This is a genomic window from Chromobacterium sp. ATCC 53434, assembly GCF_002848345.1.
Classification (GTDB): Bacteria; Pseudomonadota; Gammaproteobacteria; order Burkholderiales; family Chromobacteriaceae; genus Chromobacterium.
Genome location: NZ_CP025429.1, coordinates 4,756,165 through 4,769,584 on the forward strand (window position 1 = coordinate 4,756,165; position 13,420 = coordinate 4,769,584).

Annotated in this window: 8 protein-coding genes; 2 read left to right on the plus strand and 6 right to left on the minus strand. The window is 67.4% G+C overall.

What is annotated here, in order from left to right; translation table 11 throughout:
• Positions 1 to 89: 89 nt before the first annotated feature.
• The gene (locus CXB49_RS21260) at positions 90 to 1,022 is read left to right on the plus strand and encodes a LysR family transcriptional regulator (protein ID WP_158300986.1); all 933 of its coding nucleotides are present in this window, start codon (positions 90 to 92) and stop codon (positions 1,020 to 1,022) included.
• Here the strand turns inward: CXB49_RS21260 and CXB49_RS21265 are convergent.
• From CXB49_RS21265 to CXB49_RS21270, 3 genes are all read right to left on the minus strand, one after another.
• Positions 984 to 3,602: a cytochrome c peroxidase gene (locus tag CXB49_RS21265; RefSeq protein WP_158300987.1), complete on the minus strand. Its 2,619-nt coding sequence runs from the start codon at positions 3,600 to 3,602 to the stop codon at positions 984 to 986. The two genes, CXB49_RS21260 and CXB49_RS21265, sit on opposite strands and share 39 nt — an antisense overlap.
• A 62-nt stretch (positions 3,603 to 3,664) precedes the next feature.
• Complete coding sequence (locus CXB49_RS23785) at positions 3,665 to 4,234, minus strand: hypothetical protein (protein WP_158300988.1); 570 nt, start codon at positions 4,232 to 4,234, stop codon at positions 3,665 to 3,667.
• Positions 4,235 to 4,368: 134 nt separating this feature from the next.
• A complete protein-coding gene (locus CXB49_RS21270) occupies positions 4,369 to 7,851 on the minus strand; it encodes an indolepyruvate ferredoxin oxidoreductase family protein (protein ID WP_101710224.1) in 3,483 nt (1,160 codons plus the stop codon).
• 365 nt (positions 7,852 to 8,216) lie between these two features.
• On the opposite strand from CXB49_RS21270, the gene rarD reads away from it, so the two are divergent.
• Complete coding sequence (rarD, locus tag CXB49_RS21275; RefSeq protein WP_101710225.1) at positions 8,217 to 9,128, plus strand: EamA family transporter RarD; 912 nt, start codon at positions 8,217 to 8,219, stop codon at positions 9,126 to 9,128.
• Positions 9,129 to 9,196: 68 nt separating this feature from the next.
• Here rarD and CXB49_RS21280 read toward each other — a convergent pair whose 3' ends face one another.
• Genes CXB49_RS21280 through CXB49_RS21290 form a run of 3 tightly spaced genes read right to left on the minus strand, consistent with a single transcriptional unit; the run spans position 9,197 to position 13,377 of the window.
• Positions 9,197 to 9,796, minus strand: a complete 600-nt coding sequence (locus CXB49_RS21280) for a LuxR C-terminal-related transcriptional regulator (protein ID WP_101710226.1) — start codon at positions 9,794 to 9,796, stop codon at positions 9,197 to 9,199.
• Position 9,797: 1 nt separating this feature from the next.
• Positions 9,798 to 11,201, minus strand: a complete 1,404-nt coding sequence (locus tag CXB49_RS21285) for an HlyD family type I secretion periplasmic adaptor subunit (protein WP_233492879.1) — start codon at positions 11,199 to 11,201, stop codon at positions 9,798 to 9,800.
• 7 nt (positions 11,202 to 11,208) lie between these two features.
• Positions 11,209 to 13,377 (minus strand): type I secretion system permease/ATPase, encoded by a 2,169-nt coding sequence (locus CXB49_RS21290; RefSeq protein ID WP_101710228.1) that lies wholly within the window; start codon positions 13,375 to 13,377, stop codon positions 11,209 to 11,211.
• Between the last annotated feature and the right edge of the window lie 43 nt (positions 13,378 to 13,420).

Consider the following 13,420-nt stretch of genomic DNA (forward strand, 5'->3'; position numbering starts at 1 on the left):
TCCTTGTGCTATTCGAGTGTCGGAGTCGTCAGCTTAGGTGTGTCCACGGCTTGGAAAAACCGGGCAAACGTGGAAGTATTGGAATTAATATGGAAACAATCGAACCGTCATCCGAATTGGCGCTGGTCTTTCTTGAAGTGGTGGAGGCCGGCAGCATTACCGCCGCCGCCGCGCGCCTGGCCACGTCCAAGTCGCAGGTCAGCAAGCAGCTGAGCCGGCTGGAAGCCCAGCTGGGCGTGCAGTTGCTGTATCGCAGCACCCGGCGGCTGACGCCGACCGAGGCCGGGCGGGCCTATCTGGACTATTGCCGCCGGCTGCGCGTCTTGTTGCGCGAATCGACGGCGGCGCTGCGCGGCCTGAACGAGGAAGCGGCGGGAACGGTGCGGCTGACGGTGCCGCAGATGTTCGCCAGCGTGTTCGGCGCCGAGCTATTGTTGGCTTTTCATCAACAATATCCGGCGATAACGGTGGAGTTGGATATCAGCCTGGCCGAGCGCGACCTGGAGGAGAGCGGCTTCGATCTCGCCATCCGCTCCGCGCCGGCGTTGCCGCCGCATTTGGTGGCGCGCTGCCTGTTCTTCACCCGCGACTGGGTGGTGGCGTCGCCGGCGCTGCTGGCCGGGCGCGGCGAGCCGCGCGAGCCGGGGGCGCTGGCGCGGCTGCCCTGCGTGGTGCACGCCAGCTACCATCGCGGCGCGCGCTGGCTGTTCGAGCGCGCCGGGCGGGTGGAGGAGGTGGAGGTGTCGCATTGGCTGCAGGCCAGCGACTACAGTCTGAACCGGCAACTGGCCGAGGCCGGCGCCGGCTTCGCCCGACTGCCGGATTTCGCCGCCGCCGCCGCGGTGCGGGACGGTCGGCTGCAGCGGGTGCTGGCCGACTGGAACACGCCCAGCCACCCGGTCTATCTGCTGTATCCGAAGAAGACGCCGCAGCCGGCGAAGACGAGGGCCTTGATCGACTTCATCGCTGGCTGGTTCGACGGCTCAGCGCCGGAACAGCTCGTCGGCGCCGGCCGGCCGTAGCCGCGGCGGGCCTGACAGCGCTTGCAGGAAGGCCTGCAACGCCCGTTTCTCGGCGTCGCCGAGGCCAAGCGGTTTCAGCAGCGGCGACGTCTTGGGCTGGGTGTATTTTTCCAGTCCCGCGGCGGCGACTTCGTTGCCGCCGTTGTTGTAGAACTCCAGCACGCCGCTGCCGTCGTCGGTGAACAGCGGCATGTCGCCGCTGTGCATATAGTCGCCGGTGTACAAGAGCTCGCGCAGGCCCGGCGTGCGGAAGGCGCCGACGTCCTCGTTGCGGCCGGTGACGGCGCCGCGGCCCCGGTCCTCGCGGTCGCGGCCGATGAAGTGCAGTCCCAGATTGTGGAAGCGCTGGTCGGACAGCAGCGGGCCGTTGTGACAATTGAGGCAGCGCGCCTTGGTGCGGAACAATTGCAGGCCCCATAGCGCCTGGTCGCTCAGCGCCTGGGCATCGCCTTTCAGGAAGCGGTCGAAGTCGCTGTCGTGGCTGATCAGCGTCCGCTCGAAGGTCGCCAGCGCCCGGGCCAGCCTGTCGGCGTCGACGCGGGCGTCGCCAAAGGCCGCGGCGAACAGCGGCGGATATTCGGCCGCTGCGGCGATCTTGGCAGCCGCCGCGGCCAGCGGCTGGTGCATCTCCAGCGGATTGGCGATCGGCCCCAGCGCTTGCTGCTCCAGGCTGGCGGCGCGACCGTCCCAGAACAGCGAGGCGGCGTAGCCGCTGTTGACGATGGCCGGCGCGTTGCGGCCGCCCAGCTGGCCGATATGGCCGGACGAGACTTCGCGCGGGTCGGCCCAGCCGTGGGCCGGGTCGTGGCAGCTGGCGCAGGCGATGCGATCGTTGCGCGACAGCCGGGCATCGAAGAACAGTTTTTCCCCCAAGGCCGCCTTGGCCGGCGAGTACGGATTGTCGGCCGGGAACGGCATCGCCGGCAGCAGGCCCAGATCGCGGAAACCGGCGCGGGCGGCGGCGTCCAGCGTCGGCGCCGGCCAGTCGGGCTGCGCGGCTTGGCCGGAACGGTAGCGCAAATACTGTTGGCGCCAGCCGGCCAGCGTGGCGGCATCGGGCGGCGTGTCGTCGCTGTCCGGCATCGGTGGTTTGGCCGGCCGCTTGCTGATGGCCAGCAAGGCTGCGGCGCCGACGTCGGCGTATTGGCCGTCCGCGCGCAGGATGCGCGCTTTGCCGGCGTTGTCCTTCACCCAGATCGCCTGCGTCGCGGCGGCGGCGGGGAAGGCCGCGCGGAAGGCGGCGTCGCCGGTCAGGCGCAGCTGCAGCCAGCGGCTGCCGTCCGCCGCGCTGGGCAAGGTCCAATCGCGCTGGCCGCACCAGGCCTGGCCGTTGGCCTCGCTTAGCGCGGAAGAGACTTGTCCGGCCTGGACATCGCGCGGACGCGCCTGCCACAGCACCACATTGAACATGGCGTCCGGATGTTCGCCGTCGTCGACGCAGGCGGCGTCGGCGTTCGGCTTGGCCAGTTCGCCGTCGCGATCGACCGGAATGTACGGCGGCATCGTTTGCGGCAGGTCTTCGGGATTCGGCGCGTCAGGCAGCGCCGGGCCGCGCACCAGCCGAATCCGGGCCGGCGAGCCGAGGCTCAGGCTGATGTGCGGCAGCGTGCGATGGCTGTCGTCGAAGGCCACCGCCAGCGCGCCGCGGCCCTGGCGGCTGGTGGCGGTCCAGTAGAATGCCGCTTCGGCGTCGGGGAAGGCGTGGCGGTCTATCGCCGGCAGGTTTCGTTGCCGGTCGCGCTGACTCCAGTCCAGCAGCGTTTTCAGCTCGCGCTCGCTGGGCAGGCGCCAGTCGTCGTGGCCGCACAGTTTCTGTTGGTTGACCGCCTCGACATAGGTGACGGCGAGGCAGTCTTCCTGCCCCGGCTCGCACTGGGCAGGCCGCTCGATCTGGCGGCTGGCGCTGGCGTAGTAGCTGTGCCAGCGGCTGCGCAGGCCGGTCTCGGCTTTCGCCTCCCAGCTCAGGCCGGTGCGCCTGTCGTCGACGCAGCCGGCTGGGTCGCCGGCTTGGACGGCCTGGCCGTCGCTGTCGCGGCGGGGCTGGAAGCGGGCGGCTTGCGGCTGCGTATCGAGCGCGGCCAGGCTCAGTTGCAGATGGGCTTGCGCGTATTCGGCGCTGACCAGGCTGCGGCCGATGCCGAGCTGGTCGAGCAGGGCCTGCGCGTCGTCGATCTCGGCCAGCTTTTGCGCTTGCTGGAAGCGGGCGGCGTCGGCCGGGTCGATCTGAATGCCGTTGGCCGGGTTGTCGTCGCGGTCCAGCGTCAGCAGCAAGCGGGCGATTCTCAGCGCCGCCGGATGGCCGGCGTCTTGCGTGCCGGCCAGGGTCAGCGGCGTCAGCACCGGCGAGCCGGCGGCGGCGCCTAGCGTCAGTCGGCCGAGGCGGAAAGTGACGGTCTCGCCGTTCAGATAGTGAAATTCGCCGTTGTCGGTGGTCTTGCCGGCCCGGGTCGGGGTTTCGTAATCGAGGCCGCTGACGGCGCTGTCGATGAAGCGGCCGGTTTGCGGCGGCGTGGCGGCGGGGCCGCCGCTGCAGCCTGCCAGCAGCAGCGAGGAAAGTAGGGCGGGAGCGAAGCGATGCATGTAATGAGAATTATTTGCAAAATCCTCGATTATGCCTTGCCGCGCGCTTCCGTCACAAGCGGCTACAGCGAAGACGGGAAGGCGCCTTCGTCCTCGCAGTTTTCCACCTGGATGTCGTCCGGGCTGGTGTTGGGAACATAGACCTGATTGACCGCAGACGGCGGCAGCGACGGATCGGGCGCGCAGTCGGCGCTTTGGACGGGGCCGACCGCCACTTGCGCGCCGGCTTTCAGCTGACAACGCACCACGCTGTCGAGCTGGCCCCAGGCCGGGCAGATGGCGTTGGCGGCCTGGTATTGCGCCACCGTGCCCTGAGGCTTGCTGAACGACCACCAGCGGCCCAGGCGGGAGCCGGGCTTGGCGCTGTCCCAGACCCGATAGACGACGACGCCGGCGGCGGCGAGGTCCTGCTGGTAGACCGCGCCCTCGCACAGGCCGCCGTTGCCGGGCGCGCCGACCGCCTTGGACAGCAGCTCCGGATTCTGCGCCGCCTTCATGCCGCCCGGCGGCGGCAGCACGCTGCCGACGCAAGCGGTGGCGCTTTCTCCCAGCTTGGCGGGCGGGGTGGCGGCGCAGCCGATCAGGATCAGACTGAGCGAGGCGGAGGCGGCGAGGCGCAGCGGTGAGGGCATGGCGGGTCTCCTGTGGTCGGAATCCGATTGCATATTGGAACATAGACGATTTGACCGTCATCGCCAGCGTCGGACGGAAAAAAGGCGCCGACCTAAGCCGGCGCCCAAAGCTGCGGAAAAACAATGAACGATGTTCAGGCCACCGCCGCGCTGGCGGCTGGACGCGTCGGCTGGGCCTGGCCGGACAGCTCGGCCTGGCGCGCGCGCGCCTGCTGATAGTTTCTGAGCTTGATGTGGCCGTAGCCGCGCACGCCTTCCCAGGTCTTGATCCACTCGATCGCCTGCGGCAGCTTGTCGGCGCTCAGTCCGGCCAGCAATGCCGGCAGGCCTTGCTCGAACTCGGCGATTAGCCGGCGCTCCAGCTTGCGGTCGGTCTGCCAGGCGAACGGGTCCAGCGCGCCGCCGCGCAGGAAGCGCAGCTTGGCCAGCAGCTTCATCGCCGGCATCAGCCAGGCGCCGATGGCGATCTTGCGCGGCTGGCCGCGGGTCAGCCAGGCCACGCCGATGTGGAAGCGCAGCTTGTAGTCGCCGTCGAACTGGGTGGCCAGCTCGCGCAGGAACTCGCCGTCGCTGTACAGCCTCGCCACCTCGTATTCGTCCTTGTAGGCCAACAGGTGGTGGTAGGCGCGGGCGGCGGCCAGCGTCAGCGCGGTGCTGCCCGGCTGCGCGGCCTCCTCGGCCTGGCGCACCCGCTGCACCAGCGCCTTGTAGCGCTCGGCCAGCTTGTCGTTCTGGTAAGCGGTCAGCAGCGTGGCTCGGTGATGGACCAGCGCGTCCGGCGTTTCACGTGGAACGAATTGCACGACGGCGGTCGGGCTGACCAGCGCCTCGACGCGCGCCGGATCGTGGGCGGCGTGACGGCCCCAGAGGAAGGCGTCCTGGTTGAATTTGACGGCGGCGCCGTTCAGCCGCACCGCCTCCATGATCGCCTCCAGCGATACCGGTATCAGGCCCTTCTGCCAGGCGTAGCCGAGCATGAACATATTGCTGGCGATGGCGTCGCCCATCAGCGCGGTGGCCAGTTTGTTGGCGTTGACCTCGCTGAAGCGGCCGGCGCCGACCGAGTCGATGATCGCGTCCTTCATCGCCTTGGCCGGGAAGCGCACGTCCGGATTCTTCAGGAAGGCGCTGGTCGGCGATTCGTAGTTGTTGACGATGGCGTGGCTGAAGCCGTCGCGCATCTTGGCCAGCGCCTCTTCGGCGGCGGTGACCACCAGGTCGCAGCCCAGCACCAGATTGGCGTCGCCGGCGGCGATGCGCACCGCGTGCAGCTTGTCCTGCGAGTCGGCGATGCGCACGTGCGACCACACCGAGCCGCCCTTCTGCGCGAGGCCGGCCATGTCCAGCACGGTGACGCCCTTGTTGTCCAGATAGGCCGCCATGCCCAGCACCTGGCCTATGGTGACCACGCCGGTGCCGCCGACGCCGGTGACCATGATGCCGAACGGCTCGGCCACCGACGGAATCTTCGGCTCCGGCAGCGTCGGCATCTTGCCGAGGTCGGCGCTGGCGCCGGCCGGCTTCTTCAGTTTGCCGCCTTCGACGGTGACGAAGCTGGGGCAGAAGCCCTCGACACAGGAGTAGTCCTTGTTGCAGCTGGACTGGTCTATCTTGCGCTTGCGGCCCAGCGGCGTTTCCACCGGCAGCACCGACAGGCAGCCGGACTTCTGGCTGCAGTCGCCGCAGCCTTCGCACACTCGTTCGTTGATGAAGGCGCGCTTGGCCGGGTCGGGGAATTCGCCGCGCTTGCGGCGGCGGCGCTTCTCGGCGGCGCAGGTCTGATCGTGGATCAGGATGGTCACGCCCTCGATGTCGCGCAGCTCGCGCTGCACCCGGTCCAGCTCGCGGCGGTGGAAGACGTCGATGCCGGCGGCCAGGCCCTGGGCGTTCTGGTATTTGTCCGGGTCGTCGCTGGTGATGACGATGCGCTTGACGCCTTCGGCCGCCAGCTGGCGCGTCATCATCGGCACGTCCAGATAGCCGTCGACGTGCTGGCCGCCGGTCATCGCCACCGCGTCGTTGTACAGAATCTTGTAAGTAATATTGACTTTCCCGGCCACCGCGGCGCGGATCGCCAGGATGCCGGAGTGGAAGTAGGTGCCGTCGCCCAGATTGGTGAAGATGTGCTTGGTGCTGGTGAACGGCGCCTGGCCCAGCCAGGTGATGCCCTCGCCGCCCATCTGGGTGAAGGTCTTGGTGGTTTCCGGGCTGATCCAGTGCGCCATGTAGTGGCAGCCGATGCCGGCCACCGCGCGGCTGCCTTCCGGCAGCTTGGTCGAGGTGTTGTGCGGGCAGCCGGAGCAGTAGTGCGGCACGCGGGCGATCGCCTCGCGCGGCTGCACCAGCTGCGCCTCCTTGTCGTCGTAGAACTTCAGCCTGTCGTGTATCACTGGACTGTCGTAGATCAGCGCCAGCCGGCTGGCCAGCGCGCGCGCGATCATCGCCGGCGTCAGCTCGCCGGCGGCCGGCAGCAGCCAGTCGCCGTGCGGCAGCGCCCATTCGCCCTTCTCGGCGAATTTGCCGACCACGCGCGGGCGCACGTCGTCGCGCCAGTTGTACAGCTGTTCCTTCAACTGGTATTCGATGATCTGGCGTTTTTCCTCGACGACCAGGATCTCTTCCAGGCCCTGGGCGAACTGGCGCACGCCTTCCGGTTCCAGCGGCCACACCATGCCTATCTTGAAGATGCGCAGGCCGATCTCGGCCGCCTGCGCCTCGCTGATGCCGAGATCGTCCAGCGCCTGCATCACGTCGAGATAGCTCTTGCCGCAGGTGATGATGCCGAGGCGCGCCTTCGGCGAATCCAGCGTGATGCGATTCAGCCGGTTTTCGCGCGCGTAGGCCAGCGCGGCGTACAGCCGGTGGTGCAGCACGCGCTTTTCCTGGGCCAGCGGCGTGTCCGGCCAGCGGATGTTCAGGCCGCCTTCCGGGATGGGGAAGTCCTTGGGAATCTTGAATTCGAAGCGTTCCGGCGAGATGTCGACGATGGCCGAGCTCTCGATGGTGTCGGTGATGGCCTTGATCGACACCCAGCAGCCGGAGTAGCGGCTCATCGCCCAGCCGTGCAGGCCGAAATCGAGCACTTCCTGCACGCCGGACGGGCTCAGCACCGGGATCATGCTGGCGGCCAGGATGTGGTCGGACTGGTGCGGGAAGGTGGACGATTTGGCGGCGTGGTCGTCGCCGCAGACCAGCAGCACGCCGCCGCGGGCGCTGGTGCCGGCCACATTGCCGTGCTTGAGCACGTCGCCGGAGCGATCCACGCCCGGGCCCTTGCCGTACCACATCGAATAGACGCCGTCGTATTTGGCGCCTTCGAAGATGTTGACCTGCTGGGTGCCCCAGACGGCGGTGGCGGCCAGGTCCTCGTTGAGGCCCGGGTGGAACACCACATTGTGGGCGTCCAGGTAGGACTTGGCCTTCATCATGGTCTGGTCGACATTGCCCAGCGGGGAGCCGCGGTAGCCGGTGACGTAGCCGGCGGTATGGAAGCCGGCGGCGCGATCCAGTTGTTGCTGCAGCATGGGCAGGCGCACCAGCGCCTGGATGCCGGTCATCAGAACCTGGCCGGTGGGGGCGGTGTATTTTTCTTCCAGGTCTGCGTGGCGGATTGACATGGTTTCTCCTCCTGTCGTGCTCGCTTGTGGCGATCAGCCCGCGGCCGCCTTGTGGGCGGCTGGTTCCGGGCGCTTGCTGCGCTGGCAAGCGCGGGGACACTTTATTTTTATACCTTGTTCCCAGGGTATGCGCGGCTGTCGCAGCTTAGAGTGTTCACCCTAATGCCGCCGACTATAGTTTACGTTTACGTCAACGTCAAAGGGATTGCGCGGCGGCTCGGCCCGGGTGCGGTTTATGTGCCAGTGCAGCAAAAAGCCGTTATTCGTTAAATATTTGTAAACATACTGTATAAGCGCGAAGTATTATTGTCGCGTGGCAAAGCGGGTAAGCTGCATGCTGGAATAATCCCGTCTTAGAGAACCCCATGTCCGCTTCTTCTTCCTCCGGCGATCACCGCGGCGTGCTGTACACCCTGGGCGCCTTCATCTGCTGGGGCCTGTTTCCCCTGTACTGGAAGCCGCTGCACGCGGTGCCGGCCATGCAAATCCTGTGCCACCGCATTGTGTGGTCGGCCTTGTTCGTCGCGCTGGTGCTGACCGCGCTGCGGCAATGGGGCGATATCGGCGCGGCCTTGCGCAAGCCTAGGCTGCTGGGCGTCTTCGCGCTGTCGTCGACGGTGCTGTCGCTGAACTGGCTGATCTATATCTGGGCCGTCAACGCCGGCCACGTGGTGGAGGGCAGCCTCGGCTACTTCATCAATCCGCTGGTCAATGTGCTGTTGGGGCGGCTGGTGCTGTCCGAGCGGCTGAGCCGCCCGCAGACGCTGGCGGTGGGGCTGGCGACGCTGGGCGTGGCCTGGCTGACCTTCAGCGCCGGCTCCTTGCCGTGGATCGCCTTGTCGCTGGCGGCCACCTTCGGCCTGTACGGCCTACTGCGCAAGATGGCGCCGCTGCCGTCGCTGCCGGGCCTGGCGCTGGAGACTTTCCTGATGTCGCCGCTGGCGCTGGCCTATCTGCTGTGGTCGGAATGGAACGGGCAGGGCGCCTTCGGCCATGTCGACGCGCTGCGAAACGGCCTGCTGATCGGCGCCGGCGTGGTGACGGCGGTGCCGTTGTTGATGTTCGCCGCCGGCGCGCGCCGGCTGAAGCTGGCGACGGTGGGCGTCATCCAGTACGTCGGCCCCAGCATCCAGCTGGCGCTGGGCGTGATCTTGTACGGCGAGCCGTTCGGCGCCGACCGCGCCGTCGGCTTCGCGCTGATCTGGGGCGCGCTGGCCCTGTATTCGGCGGTGGGCGTGCGCGAGCTGTGGCGCGGCAGGCGCCGACAGCCGGCTTGAACCGCCTGATTCATTGAAAGAAAAACGGCCATCTCTCGGGATGGCCGTTTTCATGCGGGCGCGCCGCTTCAGTGCGTGGGCTCGGTCAGCTTGAGCAGCAACTGGAGACGGTCCTCGACGCCGAACTTCTGGAAGATGGCGGTGAGATGGGCCTTGACCGTTCGCTCGGTGATGTCCAGCTCGCGGGCGATTTCCTTGTTGGAGCGGCCCTGTTTGAGGATGGCGATCACTTCGGCCTCGCGGCTGGACACCCGTTCGCGCCAGTCGGCATGTTCGTCCGGCGGCACCAGCGCGCCGAAGCGTCGGCACAGCTGCAGCAGCAGGCTGCGTCCCAGCCAGGTGCCGCCGGCGTCGACGCTGGCGGCGATCTGGCGCAACTCGTCGGCGCCGGCGTAGGCGTGGGCATAGCCGGCCGCGCCCAGTTGCAGCCAGCGCATGCCTTCGGCGTCGTTGGGCGCGGAGCTGAGGGCGACCACCCGGTAGCATTGGCACAACCGCGGCCAGTCGGCGTCGCGCTCTGCGGCGTTCAGGCTGGCCAGGTCCAGCCACAGCGTGGCGTCCCGCTCCTGCGGCGGTTCCGGCAGATGCTCGCAGCGGAGCGCCTCGCCCAGCGCGTCCCGCCAGTAGCCGGCCAGCACCGAGCTGGAGGAGAACAGCAGGTGGCTCATGTCAGCGCTCCCGCAGCGCTTCCGCCTTGGCGCGCAGCACCGGCTTCAGCAAATAGGACAGGATGCTCTTCTTGCCGGTCATGATGTCCACCTGGGCCACCATGCCGGGGAAGATGGGCAGCTTCTCCCTGCCCAGCCGCGAGCCCTGGGTCTTCACCTTGACGATGTAGAAGGCGTTGCCTTTCTCGTCGGTGATGGTGTCGGCGCCGATCTCGGCCACGCTGCCTTCCATGCCGCCGTAGATGGTGAAATCGTAGGCGGTGAAACGCACCACCGCGTGTTGGCCGGGGTGGAGGAAGGCGATGTCGCGCGGGGTGATCCGGGTTTCCAGCAGCAGCGAGTCATCCAGCGGCACGATCTCGATGATGTCCTTGCCCGGCTGCACCACGCCGCCGATGGTGTTGATGAACAGCCGTTTGATCTGGCCGCGCACCGGGGAGCGGACCTCGGACAGTTTCACCTTGTCGGCCAGCGCCACGCTGCCGGCGGACAGGCTGCTGGCCTTGGCCATGGTGTCGGACAGTTCGGCGCTGGCGGTGTTGCGCATCGTCAGCTCCACTTCCTGGATCTTGCGCTGCGCCTCGCCGATGGCGGCCTGGATCTTGGGCATCTGGGCGGCGGCCTGGTCGCGTTCGCCGCGGAAGCGGGCGACGTCGCGCTCCAGGCGCAGCAGGTCGACGTCGGATACCGCGCCGGACTCCTTCAGCGGGCGGGTGACGGTGAGTTCCTGCATCGTCAGATCGTAGCTGGACAGGGCCTGGGCATAACGGGCGCGGACCTCGTTCAGCTCCTGGCCGCGCTGCGCCAGCTGCTGGCGGGCGATGCCGACGCTGGCGTTCAGCTCCATCTGCTTGGAGTTGTACAGGTCCATTTCCTGCTTGGCGATGTCCGGCGCCAGTTGCAGCACCTTGGGCGGCAGTTGGAACGGCGTGCCGCCCGCCAGCGCTTTCAGCCGCGCGGTCTTGGCCTGCAAGGCCAGGTACTGCACCTGGTTTTCTTCCAGCGAGGAGACGAAGCGGGTGTTGTCCACCCGGAGCAGCAGCTGGCCCTTCTGCACCACCTGGCCTTCCTTGGCCAGTATCTGCGACACCACGCCGCCGTCCAGGCTTTGCAGGTGCTGGTTCTGGTTGGACGGGATCACCTTGCCCTCGCCGCGCGATACCTCGTCGACCTTGGCGAAGGCCGACCACAGGAAGGCGACGAGAAAGAAGCCCAGCATGCTCCAGACGAAGATGCGCGGCCGGCCGGGATTCTGCTGCAGGATCGCCCAGTCGGCGTCGGCGGCGAAGTCGTTGCGGTCGACCAGGTCGCGGGCGGAGGCCCAGTCCATCAGCTTGTCCCAGTACGGGCCGGTGCGTTCCTGGCCGCGTTCCACCCAGCCGTTCAAGCGTTGTTTCCAGTTCATTACCATTTCAGACGCCCGCCTTTCCGATCTTGCCCTGTTGCAGCGCCTCGATCACCTGTTGCTTGGGACCGTCGGCGACGATGGCGCCGTGGTCGACCACGATCAGCCGGTCCACCAGATCCAGCAGCGCGTTGTGGTGGGTGACCAGCAGCATGGTCTTGTCGGACGACGCCCGCGCCAAGGTCTGGCGGACCTGGCTCTCGCTGCTGTGGTCCATATTGCTGGTCGGCTCGTCCAAGAGAAGGATGGGCGGCGCGTTAAGCAGCGCGCGGGCGATGGTCACCGCCTTGCGCTGGCCGCCGGACAGCGACTCGCCGCGCTCGCTGATCTGCATGTCGAAGCCCTGCGGGTGGCGGTTGATGAACTCGGTCAGCCCGGCCTGTTCGGCGGCGGCCGCGATGCTGGCGTCGAAGGCGTGCGGCGAGCCCATCGCGATGTTCTGCCGCATCGTGCCGTAGAACAGCACCGGGTCCTGCGGCACGTGGCCGATCTGGCGGCGCAGCTCGGCCGGGTCGATCTGCTTGATGTCGATGCCGTCGATATGGATTGCGCCCTCGGTCGGTTGGTACAGGCCGAGGATCATCTTCTGGATGGTGGTCTTGCCGGAGCCGATGCGGCCGATGAAGGCGACGCGCTCGCCGGCGCGGATCTTGAACGACACCTCGCGCAGCGCCACCATCGGGTTGTCCGGGTAATTGAACGATACGTTGCGGAACTCGATCTCGCCTTTGAAGTTGGCGCGGTGGAAGAAGGTGGCGTCCTTCTCGCGCTCCACCGGCATCTTCATGAAGCCGTCCAGCGAGGCCAGCGAGGTCTTGGCGTTGTGGTACTGGGTCAGCAGGCTGACCACCTGGCTCAGCTGCGCCATCGCGCGGCTGGACAGCATCACCGCGGCGATCAGGCCGCCCATGGACACGTTGCCGGCCATGATCTCGTACACGCCGAGCACCAGCATGGCGACGGACAACAGCTGCTGGATGAAGCCGGCGAAGTTCATCGTCGACGCGGCCAGGATCTTCAGCCGCGAACCGACCTGGGCCAGGAACAGCGTGGCCTGTTCCCACTTGCCCTGAAGCACGCCTTCGGCGGCCAGCACCTTGACGGTTTCCAGCCCGGACAAGCTTTCCACCAGGTAGGCGTTGCGCTGCGAGGCGGCGCGCAGCGTGGTCTCGGTCAATGCCTGCATCCGCTCCTGCACCAGCAGCGCGAACACCAGCATGACGAAAATGGCGATCACCATCGGTATCGCCATCAGCGGCGAAATCCACAGGATGGCCAGCAGGAAGATCAGCACGAAGGGCACGTCGATCAGCGCGGTGATCGACGCCGAGGCGATGAAGTCGCGTATGGTCTCGAAGGCGCGCAGATTGGCGGCGAAGGCTCCGACCGATGCCGGCCGCGCCTCCATCCGGATGCCCAGCACCCGCTCCATGATCAGCGCCGACAGCGCGACGTCGATCCGTTTGCTGGCCAGGTCTATCAAATAGCCGCGGGTCAGCTTGAGCAAGAAGTCGAAGATCAGCACCAGCGCGGCGCCGCTGGCCAGCACCCACAGCGTTTCCAGCGCCATATTCGGCACCACGCGGTCGTACACCGCCATCGACACGATGGGTATGGCCAGCGCGAAGACATTGATCAGGAAGGCGGCCATCAGCGCGTCGCGGTATAGCGCGCGGCTGCCGTAGACGGTGTGCCAGAACCAGTGGCGCGAGCGGATCTCGGCCAGCTCCGGCGCGCGCTTCTCGTATTGGAAGCGCGGCCTCACCAGGATGGCGATGCCTTCGAAGCTGTGCTCCAGGTCTTCCAGCGGAATCTCGACGACGGCGTCGGGCAGCTCGGACATGCTGAGGAGGGCGACGCCGTCGCGGACTTCGCGCAGGATGCCGGCGGTGTTGTTCTCCTGCAGCAGCACGGCGGGGAGCAGCGCTTGGCGAAGGCTGGACAGCGGTTGGCGCACCACGCGGGTGGACAGGCCGATGCGGCGCGCCGAGCGCGCGAACATCGACGGCGACAGCCGGTTGTTCACCAGCGGGATGCCAGCCACCAGCGATTCGCGGGTGGTGTTGATGCCGTAGCCGCGGGCCAATGAGAACAGGCAGTCGAGCAGAGGATCGAGATGGGTCGCCTGCGCGCTTAGCGGCGGCGTGGTTTCAGGACTGGATATTTCGGAAGCCATGCTTCCACTCCCATGAATATGGCCGGCAGTCGTGCCGGAGTGC

Excerpts from the sequence above, each read along its gene's own strand:
- CXB49_RS21260 (WP_158300986.1), top strand. The coding sequence starts at position 90 with ATGGAAACAATCGAACCGTCATCCGAATTGGCGCTGGTCTTTCTTGAA.
- CXB49_RS21265 (WP_158300987.1), bottom strand. The coding sequence starts at position 3,602 with ATGCATCGCTTCGCTCCCGCCCTACTTTCCTCGCTGCTGCTGGCAGGC.
- CXB49_RS23785 (WP_158300988.1), bottom strand. The coding sequence starts at position 4,234 with ATGCCCTCACCGCTGCGCCTCGCCGCCTCCGCCTCGCTCAGTCTGATC.
- CXB49_RS21270 (WP_101710224.1), bottom strand. The coding sequence starts at position 7,851 with ATGTCAATCCGCCACGCAGACCTGGAAGAAAAATACACCGCCCCCACC.
- rarD (WP_101710225.1), top strand. The coding sequence starts at position 8,217 with ATGTCCGCTTCTTCTTCCTCCGGCGATCACCGCGGCGTGCTGTACACC.
- CXB49_RS21280 (WP_101710226.1), bottom strand. The coding sequence starts at position 9,796 with ATGAGCCACCTGCTGTTCTCCTCCAGCTCGGTGCTGGCCGGCTACTGG.
- CXB49_RS21285 (WP_233492879.1), bottom strand. The coding sequence starts at position 11,201 with ATGAACTGGAAACAACGCTTGAACGGCTGGGTGGAACGCGGCCAGGAA.
- CXB49_RS21290 (WP_101710228.1), bottom strand. The coding sequence starts at position 13,377 with ATGGCTTCCGAAATATCCAGTCCTGAAACCACGCCGCCGCTAAGCGCG.